At 64.2% G+C, this 23,515-nt stretch carries 24 protein-coding genes; 16 read left to right on the top strand and 8 right to left on the bottom strand.

What is annotated here, in order from left to right; translation table 11 throughout:
- Positions 1 to 13: 13 nt before the first annotated feature.
- The gene (locus HAP47_RS12820) at positions 14 to 937 is read right to left on the bottom strand and encodes a ketopantoate reductase family protein (RefSeq protein ID WP_173637929.1); all 924 of its coding nucleotides are present in this window, start codon (positions 935 to 937) and stop codon (positions 14 to 16) included.
- 204 nt (positions 938 to 1,141) lie between these two features.
- Between HAP47_RS12820 and HAP47_RS12825 the strand changes: the two genes are divergently transcribed.
- Both HAP47_RS12825 and HAP47_RS12830 read left to right on the top strand, forming a co-directional pair.
- On the top strand, positions 1,142 to 1,957 hold the full coding sequence (locus HAP47_RS12825) for an ABC transporter ATP-binding protein (RefSeq protein ID WP_173640526.1): 816 nt from the start codon (positions 1,142 to 1,144) through the stop codon (positions 1,955 to 1,957).
- A complete protein-coding gene (locus HAP47_RS12830) occupies positions 1,957 to 2,742 on the top strand; it encodes an ABC transporter permease (RefSeq protein ID WP_173637928.1) in 786 nt (261 codons plus the stop codon). Before HAP47_RS12825 ends, HAP47_RS12830 begins: the two co-directional genes overlap by 1 nt.
- Here the strand turns inward: HAP47_RS12830 and HAP47_RS12835 are convergent.
- A complete protein-coding gene (locus tag HAP47_RS12835) occupies positions 2,739 to 3,581 on the bottom strand; it encodes a helix-turn-helix transcriptional regulator (RefSeq protein ID WP_173637927.1) in 843 nt (280 codons plus the stop codon). The genes HAP47_RS12830 and HAP47_RS12835 overlap by 4 nt on opposite strands.
- 92 nt (positions 3,582 to 3,673) lie before the next feature.
- Between HAP47_RS12835 and HAP47_RS12840 the strand changes: the two genes are divergently transcribed.
- A complete protein-coding gene (locus HAP47_RS12840) occupies positions 3,674 to 4,564 on the top strand; it encodes an SDR family oxidoreductase (RefSeq protein ID WP_173637926.1) in 891 nt (296 codons plus the stop codon).
- 19 nt (positions 4,565 to 4,583) lie between these two features.
- Positions 4,584 to 5,309 (top strand): SDR family oxidoreductase, encoded by a 726-nt coding sequence (locus HAP47_RS12845; protein WP_173637925.1) that lies wholly within the window; start codon positions 4,584 to 4,586, stop codon positions 5,307 to 5,309.
- Between the two features lie 3 nt (positions 5,310 to 5,312).
- Here the strand turns inward: HAP47_RS12845 and HAP47_RS12850 are convergent, their stop codons facing one another.
- Positions 5,313 to 6,638 (bottom strand): 4Fe-4S binding protein, encoded by a 1,326-nt coding sequence (locus tag HAP47_RS12850; protein ID WP_173637924.1) that lies wholly within the window; start codon positions 6,636 to 6,638, stop codon positions 5,313 to 5,315.
- 221 nt (positions 6,639 to 6,859) lie between these two features.
- Positions 6,860 to 7,309 (bottom strand): cupin domain-containing protein, encoded by a 450-nt coding sequence (locus HAP47_RS12855; RefSeq protein WP_173637923.1) that lies wholly within the window; start codon positions 7,307 to 7,309, stop codon positions 6,860 to 6,862.
- A 167-nt stretch (positions 7,310 to 7,476) separates the two neighbouring features.
- Here HAP47_RS12855 and HAP47_RS12860 point away from each other — a divergent pair, with 167 nt between their 5' ends.
- Both HAP47_RS12860 and HAP47_RS12865 read left to right on the top strand, forming a co-directional pair.
- Positions 7,477 to 8,502, top strand: coding sequence for an ABC transporter substrate-binding protein (locus tag HAP47_RS12860; protein WP_173637922.1), 1,026 nt, complete (start codon positions 7,477 to 7,479; stop codon positions 8,500 to 8,502).
- A 42-nt stretch (positions 8,503 to 8,544) separates the two neighbouring features.
- Positions 8,545 to 9,246, top strand: a complete 702-nt coding sequence (locus HAP47_RS12865) for an NUDIX hydrolase (protein WP_173637921.1) — start codon at positions 8,545 to 8,547, stop codon at positions 9,244 to 9,246.
- Between the two features lie 90 nt (positions 9,247 to 9,336).
- On the opposite strand, the gene HAP47_RS12870 is transcribed toward HAP47_RS12865, so the two are convergent.
- Positions 9,337 to 9,951 carry a macro domain-containing protein gene (locus HAP47_RS12870; protein WP_173637920.1) on the bottom strand — a complete coding sequence of 205 codons (615 nt, stop codon included), beginning with the start codon at positions 9,949 to 9,951 and terminating at the stop codon, positions 9,337 to 9,339.
- Between the two features lie 211 nt (positions 9,952 to 10,162).
- Between HAP47_RS12870 and HAP47_RS12875 the strand changes: the two genes are divergently transcribed.
- The 6 genes from HAP47_RS12875 (at position 10,163) to HAP47_RS12900 (ending at position 15,967) form a co-directional block, all read left to right on the top strand.
- Positions 10,163 to 11,473 (top strand): ABC transporter substrate-binding protein, encoded by a 1,311-nt coding sequence (locus tag HAP47_RS12875; RefSeq protein WP_173637919.1) that lies wholly within the window; start codon positions 10,163 to 10,165, stop codon positions 11,471 to 11,473.
- 21 nt (positions 11,474 to 11,494) lie between these two features.
- Complete coding sequence (locus HAP47_RS12880) at positions 11,495 to 12,268, top strand: ABC transporter ATP-binding protein (RefSeq protein WP_173637918.1); 774 nt, start codon at positions 11,495 to 11,497, stop codon at positions 12,266 to 12,268.
- 5 nt (positions 12,269 to 12,273) lie between these two features.
- Positions 12,274 to 12,978, top strand: a complete 705-nt coding sequence (locus HAP47_RS12885; protein ID WP_173640525.1) for an ABC transporter ATP-binding protein — start codon at positions 12,274 to 12,276, stop codon at positions 12,976 to 12,978.
- Between the two features lie 193 nt (positions 12,979 to 13,171).
- Positions 13,172 to 14,053: a branched-chain amino acid ABC transporter permease gene (locus HAP47_RS12890; protein WP_106320169.1), complete on the top strand. Its 882-nt coding sequence runs from the start codon at positions 13,172 to 13,174 to the stop codon at positions 14,051 to 14,053.
- Positions 14,050 to 15,060 (top strand): branched-chain amino acid ABC transporter permease, encoded by a 1,011-nt coding sequence (locus tag HAP47_RS12895; RefSeq protein ID WP_173637917.1) that lies wholly within the window; start codon positions 14,050 to 14,052, stop codon positions 15,058 to 15,060. The genes HAP47_RS12890 and HAP47_RS12895 overlap by 4 nt, the downstream gene beginning before the upstream one ends.
- Positions 15,026 to 15,967 (top strand): polyphosphate kinase 2 family protein, encoded by a 942-nt coding sequence (locus HAP47_RS12900; protein ID WP_173637916.1) that lies wholly within the window; start codon positions 15,026 to 15,028, stop codon positions 15,965 to 15,967. The genes HAP47_RS12895 and HAP47_RS12900 overlap by 35 nt, the downstream gene beginning before the upstream one ends.
- Positions 15,968 to 16,202: 235 nt before the next feature.
- Here HAP47_RS12900 and HAP47_RS12905 read toward each other — a convergent pair whose 3' ends face one another.
- Positions 16,203 to 18,410 carry a hypothetical protein gene (locus tag HAP47_RS12905; protein WP_173637915.1) on the bottom strand — a complete coding sequence of 736 codons (2,208 nt, stop codon included), beginning with the start codon at positions 18,408 to 18,410 and terminating at the stop codon, positions 16,203 to 16,205.
- 339 nt (positions 18,411 to 18,749) lie between these two features.
- On the bottom strand, positions 18,750 to 19,094 hold the full coding sequence (locus tag HAP47_RS12910; protein WP_231168852.1) for a nuclear transport factor 2 family protein: 345 nt from the start codon (positions 19,092 to 19,094) through the stop codon (positions 18,750 to 18,752).
- Here HAP47_RS12910 and HAP47_RS41545 point away from each other — a divergent pair.
- The 4 genes from HAP47_RS41545 to HAP47_RS12925 all read left to right on the top strand — a co-directional run bounded on the left by HAP47_RS41545 (position 19,085) and on the right by HAP47_RS12925 (position 21,816).
- The gene (locus HAP47_RS41545) at positions 19,085 to 19,237 is read left to right on the top strand and encodes a hypothetical protein (protein WP_371821763.1); all 153 of its coding nucleotides are present in this window, start codon (positions 19,085 to 19,087) and stop codon (positions 19,235 to 19,237) included. The two genes, HAP47_RS12910 and HAP47_RS41545, sit on opposite strands and share 10 nt — an antisense overlap.
- A gap of 60 nt (positions 19,238 to 19,297) precedes the next feature.
- On the top strand, positions 19,298 to 19,420 hold the full coding sequence (locus HAP47_RS41550) for a hypothetical protein (protein ID WP_371821764.1): 123 nt from the start codon (positions 19,298 to 19,300) through the stop codon (positions 19,418 to 19,420).
- Positions 19,421 to 19,581: 161 nt separating this feature from the next.
- Positions 19,582 to 19,830 carry a DUF6894 family protein gene (locus HAP47_RS12920; RefSeq protein WP_231168853.1) on the top strand — a complete coding sequence of 83 codons (249 nt, stop codon included), beginning with the start codon at positions 19,582 to 19,584 and terminating at the stop codon, positions 19,828 to 19,830.
- Between the two features lie 423 nt (positions 19,831 to 20,253).
- The gene (locus tag HAP47_RS12925) at positions 20,254 to 21,816 is read left to right on the top strand and encodes a 2-isopropylmalate synthase (protein WP_173637913.1); all 1,563 of its coding nucleotides are present in this window, start codon (positions 20,254 to 20,256) and stop codon (positions 21,814 to 21,816) included.
- Between the two features lie 107 nt (positions 21,817 to 21,923).
- Here HAP47_RS12925 and HAP47_RS12930 read toward each other — a convergent pair whose 3' ends face one another.
- The gene (locus tag HAP47_RS12930) at positions 21,924 to 23,303 is read right to left on the bottom strand and encodes an FAD-binding oxidoreductase (RefSeq protein WP_173637912.1); all 1,380 of its coding nucleotides are present in this window, start codon (positions 23,301 to 23,303) and stop codon (positions 21,924 to 21,926) included.
- Positions 23,304 to 23,515 lie beyond the last annotated feature (212 nt).

A 23,515-nucleotide genomic window follows, 5' to 3' on the forward strand; every position in this document is an offset into this window, starting at 1 on the left:
CGCGACCGCCTGCTTACGACGGCGTGCCCATCGCATAGGGCTTCAGCACGGCATAAAGGAAGTCGTGCGTCGGGGTCGGCACGCCGAGCTTGCGGCCGAGCTCGACCACCTTGCCGTTCAGCCAGGGCAGTTCGAGCCGGTTGCCGCGCTCGAGATCGAGCGCCATCGAGGCCTTCATCGCCGGCGGCGCGTGGCCGATGAAGTCGAGCACTTTCGCAAGCGGGTCCGGCGGCAGCTTGATGCCGCTGGCGTGCGCGATGGCGATGATCTCCTCGCAGGCCGATACGAAGAACGGGCGCAGATCGGGATCGTCGCGCAGCCTGCCGATCGGCTGGCGCGTAACCGCGGTCATGCCGGCATTGGTGGCGAGGCCGACGAACTTCATCCACAGCTCGGTGTTGATCTGCTCGCTCAGTGTGGCGTCGAATCCGGCCTTCAGGCAGAGCGCGAGCAGCGCCTTGCCGCGCGGCGTGATGCGGCCGTCGAGCTCGCCGAAGATCATGCGCATGAAGGTGCCGACCTGGTTGATCACGCCGGGCCTGATGATCGAGGCAGAGATTTGCGCTACGCCGCCCATCACGGCATCGCGGCCCAGGATCGGGATCAGCCGGTCGGGCGCGTCGATGCCGTTCTGCAGCGGGATCACCGCGGTGTCGGGACCGACCATCGGCTTGATGTGCTCGCCGGCGCTTTCGACGTCCCACAGCTTGACGCAGAACAGCACGATATCGACCGGGCCGACGCTTGCGGGGTCGTCGGTCGCCTGGGTCGGGACCAGATGGGTTTCGCCGCGGCCGCCCTGAACCCTCAGCCCTTCGCTGCGCATGGCTGCGAGGTGCGCGCCGCGCGCGATAAAAGTGACGTCGGCGCCGGCATGCGCCAGTGCCGCTCCAAAGCCGCCGCCGACACCTCCGGCGCCGACCACTGCGATCCGCATGATTGTCTCCTTGTCCATGCCTTGGCCCGCAGCCTCGACGAAGTCGGCGCAGTGCGCAACCCCGGTTGCGCAGTGCGCCACCTGGCCTCTCTGAAAATCGCGTGACCGCGGTCCCTCAGCGCGTGCTGCGCCATCTTCCTGCGTTGAACTTGCCCGAGCGAACCGCTAAGCCATGTGCCTGATATTCGGGAGGAATGCGTGGCGATGACGGAGCCGACGGCGGTCGCGCTTGACAGTGCGACGGTGGCGTTTCGGTTGGCGGATGGACGGGTCTATACCGCGGTCGAGCAGGCCAATCTTTCGGTCGCGCATGGCGAGTTCGTCGCCATTGTCGGCCCGACCGGATGCGGAAAGTCGACGCTGCTCAACGTCACCGCTGGGCTGCTGAAACCGGCCGCCGGGGCGGCGCGGATTTTCGACATGCCGCTCAGTGGCCTCAACCGCGACGCCGGCTATCTGTTCCAGGCCGACGCGCTGTTCCCGTGGAAGACCGCGATCGACAATGTCGCGATCGGGCTCGAGATCCGGGGTACGCCGCGCACGAATGCGCTTGCGCGCGCGCAGCAATGGCTGACCTCGGTCGGGCTCGGCGCCTTCGCCGGCCGCTATCCGCACATGCTGTCGGGCGGCCAACGCAAGCGCGTCGCACTCGCGCAGGTCCTGATCCGCGATCCGAAGATCCTGCTGATGGACGAGCCGTTCGGCCCGCTCGACGCCCAGACCCGGCAGATCATGGGCAATCTGCTGCTGGAATTGTGGACCGCCGACCGCAAGGCGGTGCTGTTCGTCACCCACGATCTCGAGGAGGCGATCGCGCTTGCCGACCGCGTCGTGATCATGTCGGCCGGTCCTTCCGCGCGCATCATCGGCGACTGGCGCATCGCGCTGCCGCGGCCGCGCGATATCGCTGAAATCCGGATGGAGAAGGATTTCCATGCCCTGCACCGCGAGATCTGGGGCGTGCTGAAGGACGAGGTGATGAAAGGCTATGTGCAGTCGACGCAGGTGGGAGCCGCCTGATGTCGCGCGTCACGTTGCTGTCCCTGCAGGCCCTGGTCGCGGTCGTCACACTGGCCTTGTGGCAGTTGTTTGCCACCGTGCCCGTTTTCGGCAAGGTGCTGCTGCCGCCGTTCTTCTTCTCCAATCCGGTCGACGTCTTCAGCCAGATTGTAAAATGGTTCGCGACCGGGGTGATCTGGAAGCATCTTGCGATCACCTTGTGGGAATCGATCCTCGCCTTCGTGATCGGTTCTGCCGGCGGCATCCTGGTCGGCTTCTGGTTCGCGCGGCAGCCGCGCGTCGCCGCCGTGTTCGACCCCTATGTGAAGATGGTCAACGCGCTGCCGCGCGTGGTGCTGGCGCCGATCTTCGCGCTGTGGTTCGGGCTCGGCGTCTCGTCCAAGGTCGCGCTCGGCGTCACGCTGGTGTTCTTCATCGTGTTCTTCAACGTCTACCAGGGCGTCAAGGAAGTGCCGACCACGGTGCTCGACAACGGCCGCATGCTCGGCATGAACGAGCGTCAGCTGATGCGCCACGTCTACTGGCCCTCGGCGCTGTCCTGGATGTTCTCCTCGCTGCACACCTCGGTCGGCTTTGCCGTGGTCGGCGCGGTGGTCGGCGAATATCTCGGCTCCGCGGCCGGCCTCGGCTATCTGATCCAGCAGGCCGAAGGCGTGTTCGACGTCGCCGGCGTGTTCGCCGGCATGTTCGTGCTGTCGGCCTTCGTCATCCTGATCGACATGGCGGTGACTGTCGTGGAGAAGCGGCTGCTGGTCTGGCGGCCTACGGCGGCGGCGCGGGACTAGGCCACTGCCGGCGCGGCCTCCATCAGCCCGCGGATCTTCTCCGCCGCCTCCGGGTCGACAGGATTGTAGACGATCATGCTGAGGTCGGAGCGGCCGTCGACCGCGAACGCCGAATATTCGAACTTGACCGGGCCGAGGATCGGGTGCCGGAGCTGCTTGACGCCCTCGCCATGGGTTCGCACGTCGTTGTCGCGCCACAGCGCCGCGAAATCCGGGCTGAGCCGGCAGAGTTCATCGACAAAGGGTTGCACCTCGGCGGCCGCGCCGGCGCGCATCGCGTCCACCCTGAAGGCGCCAACGACGAAGCGCGCCACGCTTGCCCAGTCGTGTTGCGCGGCGCGGACGCGCGGATCGAGGAACATGAAGCGCAGCACGTTGCGCTCGCGCGGCGGCAGCGATCCGTAGTCCGTCAGCATCACGGTCGCCGCCCGGTTCCAGGCGACGATGTCCCATGTCGCAGTCCTGATCACGGCGGGGCTCGGCAGCAACGCGTCGAGCACGCGTTGCAGCCGCGGCGTCACGCCGTCGCTTTTCTGGTAGCGCACCTCGGGCGTGCGGCCGAGGCCGAGCAGGAACAGATGCTCGCGCTCGACCTCCGTCAGCATCAGTGCACGCGCGATGCGGTCGAGCACATCGGCTGACGGCGCGCCGCCGCGGCCTTGTTCGAGCCAGGTGTACCAGGTCGCCGAGATGTTGGCGCGCTGCGCCACTTCCTCGCGGCGCAGGCCCGGCGTGCGTCGCCGCTCCGGTGGAAAGCCGAACGTCGCCGGATCGAGCTTGCTGCGGCGGTCCTTCAGATAGGCGCCGAGAAGGTTCTCATGCGCGAGCGGCTCGCTCATCCTGTTACCCATTATACCATGATAAGATCACTACTTTACCACGATATCGCAACGATCCAGATTTGTCGCCAGCAAAACCTGGAGACTTGCTGATGCGCGTGTTTGTCACTGGAGCCACCGGCTGGGTCGGCTCGGCCGTCACTGATGATCTGATTGCCGCCGGCCATCGGGTGCTCGGCATGACCCGTTCCGACAAGGGCGCAGCAGCGCTCGCCGCCGCCGGCGCCGAGGTTCACTTCGGAACACTGGAAGATCTCGACAGCCTGACGAGCGGCGCCGCGCGGGCGGACGCCGTGATCCACTGCGCCTTCAACCACGACTTCTCGAAGTTTGCGCAGAACTGCGCGGACGACCGGCGGGCGATCGAGAAGCTCGGTGCCGTGCTCGAAGGCTCGAAACGTCCGCTGATCACGACATCAGGCGTCGCGCGGGTGGCGCAGGGCCGCGTCGCAACCGAGGACGATCCGCCGATTCCGGTCTCCGAGGCCTATCCGCGTGCGTCCGAGGCGACGACGATGGCGGTGGCATCGCGCGGTGTGCATGCCGCTGTGGTCCGGCTGCCGCCCTCGGTGCATGGTCACGGCGACCACGGCTTCGTGCCGCGCCTCGTCGCCTTTGCGCGCGAGAAGGGCGTCTCTGTCTATATCGGCGACGGACAGAATCGCTGGCCCGGCGTGCATCGGCTGGATGCGGCCCGCGTCTACCGGCTCGCGCTCGAGCGCGGCGTCGAAGGCGGCCCGTTCCATGCGGTCGCCGACGAGGGCGTGCCGTTCAAGGCGATCGCCGAGGTCATCGCCCGCCGCCTCAACCTTCCGCTGGTGTCGAAGTCTTCAGAGGAGGCGGCCGAGCATTTCGGCATGTTCAGCCGGTTCGCCGCCTTCGATGTGCCGACCTCGAGTGCGCGGACGCGCGCGCGGCTCGACTGGCAGCCGCAGCAGCCCGGGCTGATCGCCGACATCGATCACCCCGCTTATTTCGCGTAGCTGCGGCGGAGGACAGGCCATGACAGACGCCATGATGTCGCTCGCGGGCAAGCGTGTGATCGCAATCGGAGGATCGTCGGGGATCGGCTTCGCCATCGCCGCGCTGGCGCGGGAGCAGGGTGCGGAGGTGGTGATTGCCTCCAGCAAGCCGGCCAATGTCGATGCGGCGGTCGCGCGGCTGCCGGGATCTTCGGGCATGACCGTCGATCTGCGGGACGAAGCCAGCGTGTCGCGCTTCTTCGAGCAGGTCGGCGCCATCGATCACCTCGCGATCACGGCGGGCGATCAGGGCCTCCCGGCGTTCGGAGCCACGCGTGATCTCGATCTCGTCGCCGCGCGCGAGGCTCTGACCCTTCGCTTCTGGGGCTCGCTCGCGGCGGTCAAGCACGCCAGCCGCGTGATCGCAGCGAACGGATCGATCACGCTGACCGGCGGCCTGCTGGCACACCGCCCGCAAAAGGGGATGCCGTTTGTCACCGCGGCCGCGGGTGCCATGGAGAGCCTTGCCCGCGGCCTTGCCGTCGATCTTGCGCCGGTCCGCGTCAATGCCGTCTGCCCAGGGCTCATTCTCACCGAGCGCGTCAAGCAGATGCCGGAGGAGAGGGTGCGCGGCTACGTGGCAGGCTTGCCGTTGCCGCGCGCCGCATCGCCGAGCGAGGCGGCCGCGGCTTATGTCTATCTGATGCTGAACAGCTACGTGACCGGGCAGATTCTTGCCGTGGATGGCGGTGGTCTGTTGGTGTGATCGTTAGAGCGGGAAGCACCGCATGTAGGCCGCGAACAGCTTCTCATCGCTGTAGCTCACCAGCTCCGAGGCAATCGCGTCGGCCAGTTCGAGGTCGCGGTTCTGGATGCGCAGCCATGCCTGGGTATCGGCGGTGATGTTCAGCGCCGCGTCTCCGGCATGACGCCCCGGCACCACCTGCAGATCCTTGCCCTTGATCACGACTGTCATGTCCAGCGCGCTTGCTCCGGTGAAGCGCAGATGCGTCACGAAATCCAGACCGCGCGCCCTGCCGCGCTGAAATCCGAGCGAGAGCGAGAAGATGTAGGCCTGGATGCTGCCGGTATGGCGGCCGGACGTGACATGCTGGACCTTCTTGTGCGGAAAGCGCCGCGTCACCGTGTCCTCAGCGTCGGTATCCGGGATTACGTAGACGAACTCGTCCTTGTCGATCAGCGGCTGCACCACATCGGCGAAATGCGCGTCGCGATCGTGCAGGAACGGGCCGATCACATCTTCGCCGGCCGGACAGGCCGAGATGCAATAGGCCGCCTTGTACCCCGGCTTGAACGACAGCGATTGCCAGATGTTCAGCGTCTCGGTGCGGGGGACGCGGGCGCGATAATCCTTGGCGTCCTTGGAGTCCGCGACCTTCTCCACCCACTGCGTGAAGTTGCCGAGGAAGTCGTGATAATTGTGGGTGTGGCAGGACAGGAAATCGAAGCCGCCGTCCGGCTTGATGGCGCCGACCGGGCAGGCGGCCACGCACAGCTTGCACTCCAGGCAGGGATTGTAGTCGATCGGCTGGTCATAGGCGTCCACCTCGCATCCGAGCAGGACAGTGCCGAGCAGGACGAAGCTGCCGAATTTCGGGTGGATGATGCTGCGATGGATTCCCATCCGCCCGAGGCCTGCTTCCACCGCGATCGGCTTGTGCTGGACCATCATGATCCGGGGCAGGTCCATCTCCATCGGGAAGGCGGCGACTGAATTGCAGGCCGGGATACCGTGCTCGTCCAGCGCGCGCACGATGGCACGCGCGGTTTCGTTGACGTGATCGTAAGTGCCGTGGAATTCCTCGTTGGCGACCGAGCGTGAAGGCGAGCGCACCGGCTCGCGGTTCATGTGGCACACGATCGCAAGCAGGGTACGCGTCCGGCCATAGACCTTGCGGATGAAGTCGCGCTGCGGCGCGATGACGGCGCGCTCGAACTCGATGATGCCGACGTCATCGGCTCCGCACTCGCGCGCGATCCGCTTGAGCAGTTCCGAAGAAACCGGGACGTCGTGAACGTGCTGGCTGCTGCGCGCGCGCACCGCCCTGACCGTGGGGTGATCGTCCAGGCTCATGGTTCGCTCTCTGTAAAATGACGATAATCATATTATGAAGCGAGCGGACGCGAGGCAAGTGAATTATCTGTCAATCGTCATGTAATGGAACCGGCTCTTGGCGCGCACGGGCGCAACGTCGTCATTGCGAGAAGCGAAGCGACGAAGCAATCCATCGGTCCGCACATGCCGAGAGATGGATTGCTTCGCTCCGCTCGCAATGACGGGGGAGAAAGCCGTCGTCAATCCAGCAGCTTGGTATCATCCGGCGCCTGCGGCGGCGTCTTGATCGCGATCGCCTTGATGGCGCGGCCGTTCGGCTTGGTGCCGCCATGCGGCGTGCCCTTCGGGATCACGATCAAATCGCCCGGCTTGACCGTCACTTCCTTGTCGCCGAGCCAGACCGTGCCGGTGCCTTCGAGCACGAATTGCATCTCGTTGGTGTTGGGGTGCATGTGCTTCGGCACGTTACCGTCCTGGATCGAGACGGTGGCGCCGTCGGCCGAGACGAACATTTTCGAGCGGAAGCCGACCTTGTTGGCGTCGCCGAGCTTGTCGCCCTCCATCTCGCCGGTGTGGATGACCTGCGCCGTGATGCTCTCGGCGGCGAGCGCCGGCCGCAGCAGATGGGTGACGCCACAGCCGGCGGCGAAGGCAGCGGCGATCGACAGCGCGGTTGCAATACGCTTCATGAAGACCTCCCTTGGTGTTTCCCTTGAAATATTCTTGGTGCTCGTTCGGCGTTTTCCTGTATCCGCGATGCTATGCCGTGGCGGCAGGCTTGACCAGTAACCGGAAAGTCGCCTTCTCAAGGCAGGCTTGCTCCTCTATCTTGCCGGCCAGTCGAATGGAGGACGTCATGAACAAACTGCTGGGCAAGCTTGCCGGAACGCTGCTGGCGCTGACCCTGTCCACGGGCCTTGCCGCGGCGCAAAGCAAGATCACCATCGCGGTCGGGGGCGGCGCCTGCCTGTGCTATCTGCCCACCGTGCTGGCCAAGCAGCTTGGCGAATACGACAAGGCCGGGCTTGCGGTCGAACTGGTCGATCTCAAGGGCGGCTCGGATGCACTCAGGGCCGTGCTCGGCGGCAGCGCCGACGTCGTCTCCGGCTACTTCGACCACTGCGTCAATCTCGCGGCCAAGAAGCAGGAGCTGCAGGCCTTCGTGGTCTATGACCGCTATCCCGGCCTCGTGCTGGTGGTGTCGCCGAAGCACACCGGCGAGATCAACTCGGTCAAGGATCTCGCCGGCAAGAAGGTCGGCGTCAGTGCGCCGGGGTCCTCGACCGACTTCTTCCTGAAATACATGCTGAAGAAGAACGGACTCGATCCGGCCGGGACCGCCGTGATCGGCGTCGGCCTCGGCGCCACCGCGGTCGCCGCGATGGAGCAGGGCCAGATCGACGCTGCCGTGATGCTCGATCCCGCCGTTACCGTTCTGCAGGGCAGCCATTCCGATCTCAAGATCCTGAGCGACACCCGTACCCAGCACGACACGCTTGCGGTGTTCGGCGGCGAATATCCCGGTGGCGCGCTTTATTCGACCACGGCCTGGGTCAACGGCCACGAGAAGGAGGTGCAGGCGCTGACCAATGCCATCATGGCGACGCTGGCCTGGATCCATTCGCACACCGCCGAAGACATCATGGCCAAGATGCCGGACGAGATCGTCGGAAAGGACAGGGCGCAGTATCTCGCAGCGCTGAAGAACACGATCCCGATGTATTCGGAGACCGGCAAGATGGATCCCAAGGGCGCGGAGGCGGTGCTCGCCGTGTTCAGCGAAGGTTCACCCGAAGTGGCGAAGGCCGGCATCGACGTCACCAAGACCTACACCAACAAGTACGTCGATCAGGTCAAGAAGACGACCGGAAGCGCGAAGTAATTTGCGCGGAGATCATGCCGAAATGAGTTTGCGGTGAGTGACATGCAGTCTCCGCTGATTCGTCGCGTCACCGCGCTCGATCTGGCATTGCAGTGGCGTCCCTGGCCGTTCGCGGACGAGCGGCGCGGCGAGATCGATGCGCATTTCGCCGAGCAGCAGCGGCTCAACCCGAACTTGTGGAACGGCCGCGTTCTGCTCGGGCGCGATCCGGTCTTCGCCGGCAAGCGGCTCAGCGCAAGCTATTTCGAGACCGATTTCGCAAGCTTCCTCGCCTGGCGCGACTGGGGATTTCCCGACAGGGAGATATTCAACGGCTTCGGCATGGGCGCGCTGCTCTCGAGCGACGGCGCCTTCGTGTGCGGCGTGATGGGCGAGCGGACGGCGAATGCCGGACGCATCTATTTCCCCTCCGGCACGCCCGATCTCGACGACATCAGCGGCGAGACCGTCGATATCGCCGGCAGCGTGATGCGCGAGCTCGAGGAGGAGACTGGCCTCACCGCAGCGGATTGCCGCGCGGATGCCGATTGGCACTGCATCTACACCGGCGTTGCGCTCGCAATGATGCAGATCCTGCGGGTCGACATGCCCGCTGACACGCTGCGTGCACGCATCGAATCCAATCTCGCGCTTCAGAAAAATCCCGAACTCGTTGGCATCCATCTGGTCCGCAGCCGCGCCGACCTCACCGCCGCCATGCCGCGCTTCGTCACCGCGTTCATCGAAACGCAGCTGCCGGCGTAGGTCGGGTGCTTCTGTGGTGCGCGATAGCGACTTGGATCAGCAGTCACAAGATGCCTTCGACTGCAAGCGTTGCTCAGATAGGTCTGATCATCACAACCCCAACAAGTAGCGGTGACCGCTGGGTCCGACAAACTGATTGAGTACACAAGCCTCGAAAGCCGCGGCCATCTGTCGTGCGGATAAGTCCGGTGGCATTCTGCCGATCGCCGTACATAGTCCGGGGCACAGTACCGTGCGAATGTCATCTCCAGGGGTTTCGAGATTGCGCAGCTTCACCGCCCGGATGGCGGCCCGGAATGCCAGATAGGCGTTAGTCGTGTTGGAGACGTTCATGGGCACTCGCATGGTCGGCGCGCTCACGAGATAGGGAATCGCTGTGTCGAATGTCTCGACAATTGTCGCTTGGCCGACTGGCAGTTCGCCATCGTGCTCATCCCTGAGGTGAGCCTGAAGCCTTGTTTGCAGTTCCCAGCCGAAGCGGCGGAGATATACCAGATCAATTCCACCGTCCATGTAACCGAAGCTATTGGCAGGGCTCACAATTGCATCAGCCGATGTTTCAAAGATATCGCCCTGCGAGATTCGTACATTGTCGATGCCCTTGAAGTATTTCTCCCAAGCTTTGACAACGTCGGCATCTACGTCACGCAGTTCGAAGATAATAGGTTGCATTAGCATTCCCCAGAACGCAAAGCTTGTTGTCATCACACGCCATCGGAGACTCGGTAGCAAGCCCTCGGTTTCCTCTGGGCTCCGCGTAGTCCGGACCCATCGCCGCCGGTCCGTTCGGCCAAAATTTTGCGCAAGCCTGCGCCGTGGCGACGCAGCTATCGCGCTTGACATCATCGGCCGCTCCCCCTGTGATAGGGTGGTACGAAAACAAAAAATGCAGTGCACAATCTCTGGGGAGGGATTCATGCCGGTCAGGAAGGCCGCCCGCTGGCTCGCGGGTCTGTCTGTCGCGCTTGCGGCACTGGGTGTGGCTGTTTCAGCGCATGCGCAGGACAAGAAGATCAAGATCGGCGTGATCTTCGATCTGACCGGCCCGCTGGCCGGCGGCGGCTCGGAACTGCAATATACCGGCGTCAAGATCATGCTCGACCATTACGCCAAGACCGGCGTCGAGGGCTACAAGGTCGAGGCGGTCTATGCCGACGCGCAGAGCAAGCCCGACATCGCCATCAACGAGGCCGTCCGCCTGCTCGAGCAGGAAAAGGTCGACATGGTGATGGGCTTCTTCTCCTCGGCGCAATGCGTGCCGGTGGCGGCCCGGGTCGAGCAGATGAAGAGGTTCATGTGGATCACGACCTGCATCTCCTCGGGCGTGTTCGACGGCAAGAACTACAAATACGTGTTCCGCCCGCAGGCCGCCGGCAACCAGTATGGCATGATGACGACCGACTTCATCGCGCAATACTCGATGTCCAAGTTCGGCAAGGAGCCGAAGGACCTCCGGGTTGCCATCATCCATGAGGACGGCGCCTATGGCGTCGACGTCGCCAAGGGCAACGAGGCCGGCGCGAAGAAGGCCGGCTTCAACATCGTGCTCAAGGAGGGCTATTCGGCGACCGCGCCGGATCTATCGGCGCTGGTCACCAAGCTGAAGCGCGCCAAGCCCGACGTGATCTTCCACACCGGCTACAATCCGGACATCACCCTGCTGTTTCGGCAGGCGCGCGAGCAGGGGCTGAAGTTCGGCGCCATCGTCGGCCACGGTGCCGGCTATGGCGTCTACGAGAAGCTGAAGGAAGGCCTTGGCGCCGACGCCAACTATCTCTTCAACACCGACCCGATCTCGATCTGGCTCGCCAATCAGAAGACCATGGACCCGAAGCTGCCGCCGGTCATCAAGATGGTCGGCGAGGAGTTCGACAAGCTGAAGCCCGGCGTGCCGATCCGCTCCGCCCATGTCGGCATCGGCGCGGCCAATGCCTATGTCTTCCTCGACGACGTGCTGCCGCGCGCCATCAAGAAGTATGGCGGCATCGATCCCGATGCGCTGCGCAAGGCCGCGCTCGACACCGACATTCCCGAGGGTGGCACTATGCTCGGCTACGGCGTGAAGTTCTACGGCGAGGGAGAGCAGTACGCCGGGCAGAACGCGCGCTCGTTCCCGGTGGTGCTGCAATATATCGACGATAAATCCTATGTGGTGTGGCCGAAGAGCCAGATGCAGCGCGAGACCGTGCTGCCGCTGCCGGCCGGCACCACCTACAGCTACAAATAGCTCGCTCGCGAAAGGGACGCCGTGCTCGCGGTCGAAGGCCTGGTCAAGCGGTTTGGCGGCTTTTGCGCCGTCAACAACGTGTCGTTCCGCGTCGAGCAGGGCGAAATCCTCGGCCTGATCGGGCCGAACGGCTCGGGCAAGAGCACGATCTTCAACATGCTGTCGGGCACGCTGCCGCCGACCGAGGGCTCGATCCTGTTCGACGGCCGCGAGATCGCCGGTCTCGCCCCGCACCGGATCATCGTGGGCGGGATCGGCCGCACCTTCCAGATCCCGCGGCCGTTCCATCGCCTCAGCATTTTCGAGAATGTCGTGCTCGCAGGCTTCTACGGCCAGGGCCGCCACAGCCGCAGCAAGGCCGAGGAGGCGGCCGAACGCGCGCTGGCAATGGTCGGCTTGCCGACCGATCGGCATAGTAGTGTCGAGGGGCTGGGCGCGGCCGGGTTGAAGAAGCTCGAACTCGCCAAGGCGCTCGCCACCGGCCCGAAACTCTTGCTCGCCGATGAAAGCCTCGGCGGTCTGGACGAGACCGAGATGGACCAGGCCGCCGACATGCTGCGCCGGATCCGCGACGAGCTCGGCATCACCATCATCTGGGTCGAGCACATCATGGGTGTCTTGATGCGTGTGGTCGATCGCGTGATGGTGCTGGATCACGGCGAGAAGATCGCCGAAGGTCTGCCGGCGGACGTCGCGGGCGATGCCAGGGTGATCGAGGTCTATCTCGGCACCGATGCGGATGCGAGCCTGGCTGCCGCCGTCGCCGAGCAGGCGCGCCGCCGGATCGGGGCGTGACCGGCATGCTGGAGCTCCGATCGATCGACGCGGGCTATGGCAGCTTCCAGGGGCTGTTCGACGTCAGCCTCGACGTCAAGGCGGGCGAGGCGGTCGGCGTGATCGGCCCGAACGGCGCCGGCAAGACCACCTTGATGCGCGTGATCTCCGGCCTGATCCGCCCGATCAGGGGCAGCATCGCGATGGAGGGCACCGACGTCATCGCGACGCCCGCGCACCGCATCGTCAGTCTCGGGATCGCGCATGTGCCGGAAAATCGCCGGCTGTTTCCGCGGCTCACCGTCGCCGACAATCTGAAGATGGGCGCGTACATGCCCGGCGCCCGCGCGCACTACGCCGAGCGGCTGGAGTTCGTGTTCGAGCTGTTTCCGCGCCTGAAGGAGCGCCAGCACCAGATGGCCGGCACCATGTCGGGCGGGGAGCAGCAGATGTGCGCGATCGGCCGGGCGCTGATGTCGAACCCGAAATTGCTGCTGCTCGATGAGCCATCGGCCGGCCTCGCGCCGGTCGTGGTGCAGCAGGTGTTCGAGCTCGTCAAGCGCATCCGCGCCAGCGGGCTGACGGTGTTGATCGTCGAGCAGAACGTGCAGCAGGTGCTGCGCGTGGTTGACCGCGCCTATCTCCTGGAAGCCGGTTCTATCCGCGCCGCCGGCACGGCAGCGGAGCTCGCGGCCAGCGACACCATCAAGCAGGCGTATTTGGGCGTGTGAGGGGATGATGGGATTGGCCAGCAAGTGCGTTCACTCATATTCCCGTCATCCTGAGGAGCGCGGCACGCGCGTCCCGAAGGATGCACGGCCCCGCTGGTGGCCGTCGATCCTTCGAGACGCCGCTTCGCGGCTCCTCAGGATGACGGTGCTGCCAATTCAACCACCCGGCGTCACGAGCTAAGGCAGAGCGGCAATGCAATCCTTCCTCGACATTTTCGATATCTACCTGCTGGAGGCCGTGATCAATGGCATCCTGCTCGGCGGAGTGCTGGCGCTCCTGGCGCTCGGGCTCAACCTGATCTTCGGCGTCATCGACGTCACCTGGATCTGCTACGCCGAGCTCGTGATGATCGGCATGTACGGCATGTACTATCTCGTGCAGGTGTTTCATTTGCCGTACTGGGCCGCAGCGCCGCTCGTCATCCTCCTCGTGGCGCTGCTCGGCGCCGCGCTGCATTTCCTCGTCATCGCTCCGCTCTTGACCGCGCCGCCGATCAATCAGCTGCTCGCCACCGGCGGCGTGCTGTTCATCCTGCAGAGCTTTGCCACCGTCGCCTTCGGCATCGACTTCCGCAATCTCGGTATCCGCCTGCCGGTGCTGGCGCTCGGCGAGATGAATTTCAGCTACGCGCGGCTCTTGTCGTTCGCGGCGGCGCTGGTCGGCATGATCGGCGTCTATCTGTTCCTGACCCGGACCTTCACCGGCACCGCGATCCGCGCCATCGCGCAGGACCGCCAGATCATGCCGCTGATGGGCGTCGATCCCAAACGCATCTACCTCGTCACCTCGGCGATCGGCGGCGGGCTGGCGGGTCTCGCCGCCTGCCTCCTGGTGCTGCAATATGACGTGCATCCGTTCGTCGGGCTGTCGTTCGGGCCGATCACCTTCCTGATCTGCGTGCTTGGCGGTCTCGGCAATTTCATCGGCGGCTTCATCGCGGCCTTCGTGTTCGCCGAGATCATCTCGCTCGGCGGCCTGTTCTCCGATCTCGAATGGGGCTACGTGCTGGCGTTCGCCTTCTTCATCGTCATGATGTTCATCCGGCCCGCGGGCCTCCTGGCGAGGCGCTCGTGAACAGCAAGCTCGCCGGCTGGATCGTCGCGCTGCTCGCGCTCGTCGCGCTGCCCTTCGTGCACCGCGACCCCTATCATCTGCACGTGCTGGTGCTGATCCTGATCTGGTCGTTCGCCTACACCTCGTGGTCGATCATGGGCCGCTTCGGCCTGGTCTCGCTCGGCCATGGCGGCTTCATGGGCATCGGCGCCTATGTCACCGCGCTGCTCTGGAACCATCTCGGCGTCTCGCCCTGGATCGGGATTCCCCTGAGCATGGCGACCGCGGGCGTGCTCGCGCTCGTCGTCGCCTATCCCTGCTTCCGCTTCCGCATCACCGGGCACTACTTCGTGCTGGTGACGCTGGCGCTGTCCGGCATCGTGCTGCAAGTCATCACCGCGACCCGCGACTATACCGGAGGCTCGCTCGGCTACACGCCGCAGCGCGCGCCGAGCGGCAAGGGGCTGTTCGCACTGCAATTCGACGACAAGATCACCTGGTATCTGATTGCACTCGCGGTCTGGGTCGCAGGTCTGGTGATCTGGCGCGCGATCGACCGCAGCATGATCCGCCACGCCATGGAGGCGATCTCGGAGGATGAGGATGCGGCGGCCGCCGCTGGCGTCAACGTCACCGCCGAGAAGCTCAAGATCACCCTGATCAGCGCGTTGATGACCGCGCTGTCCGGCGCGCTCTATTGCCAGTACCAGATGTTCATTTCGCCGGATACGGTGAGCGGCATCGCGGTCTCCCTGCAGATGGTGTTCGCGGCGATCGTCGGCGGCGTCTATGTCGCGCTTGGGCCGACCGTCGGCGCCATCATCACCATCGTGCTGGCCGAGGTGCTGCGCATTTCGTTCGGCACCAAGGCGGTCGGCTGGGACAATCTGGTCTATGGCGTGCTGCTGGTGCTCTTCATCATCTTCCTGCCCAAGGGCATTCTTGGTAGCGTGATCGACCGGATCAAATCGCCACGCAAGCCGTCGAGAGGCCATGAGCAACAAACCGTCCCCATCGCTCGCCGATGAACTGAAGCCCTTCGTCGCGCCGTTCCGCTTCGACGGGACAGGTGAATTCCACCTGAAATCGTATCCGACAGCCGAGAAAGGCGGCATCGACAAGGACGTCGGCGGCAAGATCATCGAAGCCAACCGCACGCGGCTCAACGACTTCCAGGAGAAGCTCTACGCCCAGGACCGCTGGTCGCTGCTCCTGATCTTCCAGGGCATGGATGCCGCCGGCAAGGACAGTGCGATCAAGAGCGTGTTCGAGGGCGTCAACCCGCAGGGCTGCGAGGTGTCCTCGTTCAAGCAGCCCTCGACCAAGGAGCTCGACCACGATTTCATGTGGCGCGCCATGATCGCGCTGCCCGAGCGCGGCCACATCGGCATCTTCAACCGCTCCTACTACGAGGAATGCCTTGTCGTGCGCGTTCATGCCGATGTCCTCGCCAAACAGAAGCTGCCGAAACGGCTGGTGACCAGGAACATCTGGCGCGAGCGCTTCGAGGACATCTCCGCGATCGAGCGCTATCTGTCGCGCAACGGCACCGTGATCCTGAAGTTCTTCCTGCATGTCTCCAAGGAGGAGCAGCGCCGGCGTTTCCTCGACCGGCTCGAGGAGCCGGCCAAGAACTGGAAGTTCTCGATGGCCGACGTCTCCGAGCGCGCGCTGTGGGCCAAATATCAAGCCGCTTATCAAGACATGATCCACCACACCGCGACCGGGGAGGCGCCTTGGCACATCGTGCCCGCCGACCACAAATGGTTCGCCCGCGTCGTGATCGGCTCGACCATCGTCAATGCGCTCGACAGGCTCGAGCTGAAATTCCCCGAGGTCGACAAGGCGGACCTGAGCGAATTCAAGCGTGTCCGTGCTGCGCTGGAGGCGGAAGGCAAGGGCGGCGCGGCGGAGAAGAATGCGGCGAAGAAGTAGGGCGGCCTTTTTCTCGCGCCCTGCGGGCGAGGCGCGATTTCGGAATATTGGAAATTTACCCTTGATTTGCCCGACGTGTCAAGTGGCCCGGTAGCGCCGGCAGCCGCCGGCTCCTTTGCATGGGGTTGTTTTCGATATTTTGGCCGCGCGCGCCCGCGATGGGAGCTTGATCGCTACCGCAGATATCTGCGGTAGCGAGTACCGTTCTCCGGTCTGCCAGCGCGTCCCTTGCGTGCTAGCCCTTGCGTGACGGCATCCAGGCCGACAAGAGATAGAAGCCGATCGCCACGATCAGGAGATAGCGGAAGCCGAGCAGGGTCGAGCACGATTCGGCGAGGCCGCCGATGACAGATCCCGCGATGTTGGATCCGAACGCCTGATCGGGATTGGCTTCGTCGCGGAACGAGCGGGCGAAGATCACGCCGGCGAAGAACATCGGGCCGAGCGCCAGCGCGCACGGGATCACGTAGCGCCAGACGATGCCGCCGCTCAGGAACGTGTCCAGCGGCACCAGCACGGAGACCGCCAGCAGCGCCAGCAGCCCGGCATAGTGCCGCGCCAGCCGGGTCGACGGCACCTTGATCACATACAGATTGGCGGCGAGGATCAGCAGCAGGGCGGTGAAGAACACTGCCGAGTTGACCAGCCAGGTGCTGCCGAACAACAGCGCCATCTGCACCACCGCCTTGGTCTCGAGCAGCATGAAGGCTGCGCCGAGGAAGAACATCCGGTTGTTGGGCCGCCAGGCGCCCTTCGGCTTGAACAGATAGACGAGGCCAAGCCCGAGCACGCCGAGCAGGATCATCGAGCGAACGGTCAGGTCGGGAATCAGCCTGCCGCTGACATAGAGGAACGGCCAGTCGTCGCTGGTCGATTGCTTGGCGCCTGCATTGTCGACCACCAGTTTCGCCGGCGCCAGCGGCACCCAGTCGCCATGCTGGGCTGCAGCCTTGTCCTGTCCCTTTTCTTGCGGCTTGTCGAAGCCGTTGACCGCCAGGTTTTCCGGCGGAAGGCTGTTCAGCCAGAATTGGCCGCGGTCGCGGAACGCGGTCGAGATGCGCGGATTGCAGCCCGCGATGATGGTGGTGAAGCCGACAGCTTCGGACGAGGTCAGCGTTTCCTTGTAGGGCAGCGGCAGCACCAGCGGATCGCAGCCGAATACCTGCTTGGCCATTTCGGCGACGCGTTGCACGATCCAGCCCTGACGATAGTAGTTGTACATCACAAAGACGCCGTCCTGTTTCAGCACGCGGCGGACGTCGTGGAACGCCTGTTCGGTGAACAGATAGCTTTCGAGGCGGATGTTGGCGTAGCCGCTGTGCAGGATCAGCGAGTCGACGAGCGCATACACGACCAGATCGTATTTGCGTTCGGTGGTGCGCAGGAAATGCCGGCCGTCGTCGAGATGCGGCACCACCCTTGGATCCTGATAGGGCTTGTCGGGATGGTTGTGGATGCCGATATTCTGGATCACAGGATCGATCTCGACCGCATCGATGCGCTCCACGCCGAAGCGCAAGGCGTGCGCCAGGTCGTTGCCGGATCCGGCGCCGATGATCATGACGTCCTTGAACGGCGCGCCGCCGCTGTGCTTCTGCAGCAGGTGGATCAGTGAGTAGGACGAGCCGCGTTCGCTGAACGGCATCATTTCCTGATGGCCGATGCTGTTGACGGTGATCACGCCGTTCGATTTGTTGAGGTCGACGGCGTAATAGGGCGACCAGCGGATGTCATGGCTGTCGGAGCGATCGGTGTAGAAGGCGGTAAATCCCACCACGATGATGATCGTCGCAAGGCGCAGGATCGACAGCGCCTTGTCCTGGTAGAGCAGGTAGACGATGCCGGCGCAGCTGACCCCGAACCAGACCACCGGCGGCGCCTGCGCGAACGACAGCAGCGAGAACCCGACGATGCCCGCGAGGCTGCCGCCGATATTCAGCGAATAGCCGGCGACGCGGTTGGGGTAGGCGTCGAAGGCGCGGCCGAGCGTCTGGCCGAGGCCGACGAACATCAGCGCGATCAGAACGAAGAACAGCCCGGCGATCGCCTCGATCGGCACGACGAACTTGGCGAGATCCGGGTTGCGATACTCTGTGCCGAAAAACACTTCCTGCGGCGAGGCCTGATGGCCGACGTCGACCGCGAACTGGCCCCAGTTGGAATACAGCGCCATGATCGTGGCCACGGCAGCGAAGGTCACGAGGGCGAGCCCCGGAAACAGCGCTAGCCAGTTGGTGGTCCGCCGCGCGGCAAGGCAGCCGCAGGACATGCCGAGGAAGGCTGCGAGCAGCACGATATTGGTGAAGAATTGCAGGAACACGACCTTGGCCGAGAACCAGCGGATGCAGGCCAGTTCGAGAAACAGGATCAGGAATCCGACCAGGAAGAGATTGAAGCCGGCTTGGCGCTGATTGGGCCCATCGGCCAGGTTCGTCGTGGGCATGATCCTGATATCTCCTTAACCAACCAAAGGACGCGCCCTGACACCCGGTCGCCGCCGGCACACTAGATGCAACCAGTTGAGCAAAGATTGATTTACCCGGCCGCGTACGCGCCGCGGCAGTCGCCGGTCGATGCCGCGCATGCCGTCATGGTGTAGGAAAGGTTTCGCTGCGCTCGTGTTTTGGCCGGGACATAGGCGAGCGGAAGCGACGCCGTACTTCGGACGGATGAGCCCGGCCATGACGGTGCGGATAGGTTAGTCGATGCCAATCAGGCTGCGCGACCCGCAAGGGGAGGAAAGCCTTCCCCTTGCGAGGAGGCAGGCAAAGTCGCGCACCAATCACGCCGCAGCGTCTCCGAACACCATCTGCCAGCCCTTGCGCGTATCCATATATTCCCGAACCTGCTTGATGCGGCCCGCCTCGAGCACGAACACGAAGCAGTAGTCGTTGTCGTAGCGCCGGCCGTCCGGCAGCGTCGCGCGCATGCGCTCCTCGACGATCACGCTGTCGCCGTCGGCATGAACGGCGCGGAACGCGATGTCGATCTCGGTGAACAGGCGATGCATCTCGGTTGCGACGAAGCGGGCGATCGCCTCCGCAACTACCATGTGATCGGTGCGATCGAGCGCGACCGCGGTGGCGTTGCGGGCCGGCGCGATCCATTCGGCGTCCGGTGCGAACACGGCAGCAATTGCGCGCGCTGAAGCTGATCGACGGCGGCGGGCTCGAGCGCGGCTCGGTTGCTGCGTTGGCCGACCGGCTCGGCATCACCGCGCGCCACCTCGGGCGGCTGTTCGAGCGCCATGTCGGCGCCAGCCCGCAGTAGGTCGCGACCAACCTCCGCGTCCAGCGCGCCAAGCGGCTGATCGACACCACGGATGACGCGATGACCGAGATCGCCTTCCGCGCCGGCTTCGGCAGCGTCCGCCGTTTCAACGCGGCCTTCGCCGGTCTCTACGGCCGCTCGCCATCGAGCCTGCGCGCATCCTTGCGCGGACGCCGGCGGTAAAGGTAACCGCCGCCGCGCTTGGCCAAGCACCGCGATCATCGCGTGCACAAGACCCGCTAGAGTTGTCTTGGATCAAGGTTCCCGTGCCGATTCCGGTCCAATGTCTCGTTCGAGCACGGGGCCTCGGCGGGTTGCCCGCTTGGTCTCCGGGGTGGCTCTCATTGACGACATCAGGTGATTTCATGGGGACTTACTATTTCGACCTGCGGGACGGCGTGCGCAAACGCGACCGTTCCGGGATTCAATTCAGGAACGATGGCGAGGCGATCAGCCATAGCGAGATCGTGTCCGAGAAGATCCGGAATGACGAGCCCACGAGACGTGGCGACCTGTGCATTATCGTGATCGATGAGTCCGGAAGGGAGGTCCATCGCGAGGAGGTCTTCCCGTCGACATCCCCTGCCGGATAGGGGCCTTTGGCCGTCGCCCATGTGAATAGGCTTCCCCCGCATTAGGTCAATCTCACTGACCATCTTTACCCATTGCGGCGGCTTGCCATAATCGTCTAGAACGACGGCATTCAAGCGCGTCCCGGCAACCAACCGTCAACGGTTTTGCCTGAGGATTTCGGCGCTCAACAGGGTCTGGCAATGCTGATTCGCGGCCAAATCGATGGGATTTCGGGGGAGGTGGCCCAGGCTACCGCCACGATCCCGGCCGCGGCGCCCACCCTGCTTGTTGGCGGCCTTCTTCTTACCTGCCCCTGAGGGCCGGCTGGGCGTTTGCGCCTGGGCACTCAGGGGTTTGTACGAGATCACCGGACCCTGATAATCGCCCAAGTAATTGCTCAAGGAGCAACATGACGGGCGCAGAAGCTTAAAGGAATTTCTGACATGGCCACCGCGAACAAGTCCGAGAAGGACCGCGTCATCATTTTCGACACCACCCTGCGCGACGGCGAGCAGTGCCCCGGCGCCACCATGACCTTCGAGGAGAAGCTCGAGGTCGCCGAGCTGCTGGATGATATGGGCGTCGACGTCATCGAGGCCGGCTTCCCGATCACCTCGGAAGGCGACTTCCAGGCGGTCAGCGAGATCGCCCGCCGCTCCAAGAACTCGGTCATCGCAGGCCTCGCTCGCGCCCATCCGGCCGACATCGACCGCTGCGCCGAAGCCGTCAAGTTCGCCCGCCGCGGCCGCGTCCACACCGTCATCGCGACCTCGCCGCTGCACATGCGGGTGAAGTTGAACAAGACCCCCGAGCAGGTCATCGAGACCTCGGTCGCCATGGTCGCCCGCGCCCGCAACCAGATCGACGACGTCGAATGGTCGGCCGAGGACGGCACCCGCAGCGAGATGGACTATCTGTGCCGGATCGTGGAAGCCGTCATCAAGGCCGGTGCGACCACGGTGAACATCCCCGACACCGTCGGCTACACGGTGCCGGAGGAATACACCCACTTCATGCGGACGCTGATCGAGCGGGTGCCGAACTCCGACAAGGCGGTGTTCTCGGTGCATTGCCATAACGATCTCGGCATGGCGGTAGCGAACTCGCTGGCCGGCATCGTCGGCGGCGCGCGGCAGGTCGAGTGCACCGTCAACGGCATCGGCGAGCGCGCCGGCAATGCCGCGCTGGAAGAGATCGTGATGGCGATCAATGTGCGGAACGACAAGTTTCCGTACTGGAACAAGATCGACACCACGCAGCTGACCCGCGCCTCGAAGGTGGTGTCCGCGGCCACCTCGTTCCCGGTGCAGTACAACAAGGCGATCGTCGGCCGCAATGCTTTCGCCCATGAGAGCGGCATCCATCAGGACGGCGTGCTGAAGGACGCCTCGACCTACGAGATCATGCGGCCCGAGATGGTCGGCCTGAAGCAGTCCTCGCTGGTGCTCGGCAAGCATTCCGGCCGCCACGCCTTCATCCACAAGCTGGAGGAGATGGGCTACAAGCTCGGCGCCAACCAGCTGGAGGATGCCTTTACGCGGATGAAGGCGCTGGCCGACCGCAAGAAGGACATCTACGACGAGGACATCGAGGCGCTGGTCGATCAGGAGATGGCGGCGGCCCACGACCGCATCAAGCTGGCCTCGCTGACCGTGATCGCCGGCACCCATGGCCCGCAGCGCGCGACCATGAAGCTCGACGTCGACGGCCAGATCAAGATCGAGGAAGCCGAGGGCAACGGCCCGGTCGATGCCGTCTTCAACTGCATCAAGCGTCTGGTGCCGCACGAGGCCAAGCTGGAGCTCTATCAGGTCCACGCCGTGACCGAAGGCACCGACGCACAGGCCGAAGTCTCGGTGCGTCTGGCGCACGAAGGCCGCTCGATGACCGCGCGCGCCGCCGATCCGGACACGCTGGTCGCGTCCGCAAAGGCCTATCTCGGCGCGCTGAACAAGATCGTGATGAAGCGCCAGCGCGACGTCCCGGCGACCAAGGTCGCGGGCTGACGGTTCACTCGATCAAAGCACTCGGAAACGCGGCGCCTGGGCGCCGCGTTTTTTTGTTGGATCACCTTCGCGAAGCTATCACCTTCGCGATATCGCGAGCCGCGGCGTCAGGCGGCCGGCCTGATGTTCTGGTTGACCCGGAACAAATTGGCGGAATCATATTTGCGCTTCACCTCAGCCAGCCGCGCATAGTTGGATCCGTAGGTAGCCTTGAGACGGGCTTCGCCCTCATCATCCATCATGAAATTCGGGTAGGCGCCGCCGAGGTCGAACGGGTGAACCGCCTCCCAATAGGCCTTGGTCCATCGTGTGATTGGCCCTGCCTTTTGCGGATTCGGATCGATTCCGGCGATGACCATCGACCAGGTCGCGTCGCGACAATTCCACGCGGTCTCGCCGCTGCCGACGCGATGGACGGCGCCGTCGATCGGGTAAAGATGCATGAGCGACAATTCGCTCGGGGTCTTTGCGGCCTGCTCGAGATGGGCGTCGATCGCGGCGTCCGGCAACGTCTTGACGAAATCGCCACGCCAATACCACTGCATCCCCTTGGGGTAGAGCCCGTCGAACATGCTCTGCACCGCCGGATAGGGCATCGTCCCCATCCAGTTGAACCATGGCGTCGGCAAGGCATCGAGCAGCGGTGCCAGCGCTCCTCTGCCGCCGTCCTCGGCACCGTCGTAGCAGCACATCAACAGGCAGATGCGCTTTCCCCAATGCTCTTGCGGAAATGGCGGACCTGACGGGATCGTCTTGAGTCCGAGGAAGACGCTGAGCTCCTCCGGCGCGGTCGGCAGGAAGTCGCGATAATGCTGCATGATCGTGCGCGCATGCTGCTGATCCCAGGCGATCGGCCCGGCAAGCACGGCATTGACCGGATGGAGCCTGAACAGGAAGGACGTGACGATGCCGAAATTGCCCCCGCCGCCGCGCAGCGCCCAGAGCAGGTCGGCGTTCTCGTCCTTGCTGGCGACGGCAAAGCTGCCGTCGGCGAGCACGACGTCGGCTTCGAGCAGATTATCGATCGTGAGGCCATGTTTGCGGGTGAGATAGCCATGGCCGCCGCTCAATGTCAGGCCGGCAATCCCGGTGGTCGAGATGATGCCCGCCGGGACGGCGAGGCCGAACACATGGGTGGCATGGTCGACATCGCCTTGGGTACATCCCGCGCCGACCCGCGCCGTGCGGGCAACCGGATCGACGCGCACGCCCTTCATGGCAGACAGGTCGATGACCAGTCCGTCATCCACGCTGCCGAGACCGGGTCCATTATGACCGCCGCCGCGAATTGCGATGCGCAGGTCGTTCTCGCGGCCGAACTTCACCGCGGCGACGACGTCGGCGACATCGGCACATCGTGCGATGAGCGATGGCCGCTTGTCGATCATGCCGTTAAAGAGTGCACGAGCTTCGTCGTAATCGGTTTCGCCGCGCGCGATGACCGCGCCGCGCAAATTTTCACGTAGTTCAATGACTTCGTCACGCATGATGCTCTCCTGATCCAAGGAATCAGCAGGGCAGCCCGATGGGCGTACTGCGTCCGTGTCGGAACAGGGCCCTGTCAATTGCTGACGCTAATCGGGGCACCCGAAGGCTGCACTGTACCAGATATTGGCGGTAGCTGCGTCATCTGATTGCTGAGGAGAATGGTTTTCGATTGGAATCAAGTTTGCCCTTGAAGGGCGTTGTTGGATTCTAT

This window comes from Bradyrhizobium sp. 41S5, assembly GCF_011516665.3.
Classification (GTDB): Bacteria; Pseudomonadota; Alphaproteobacteria; order Rhizobiales; family Xanthobacteraceae; genus Bradyrhizobium; species Bradyrhizobium quebecense.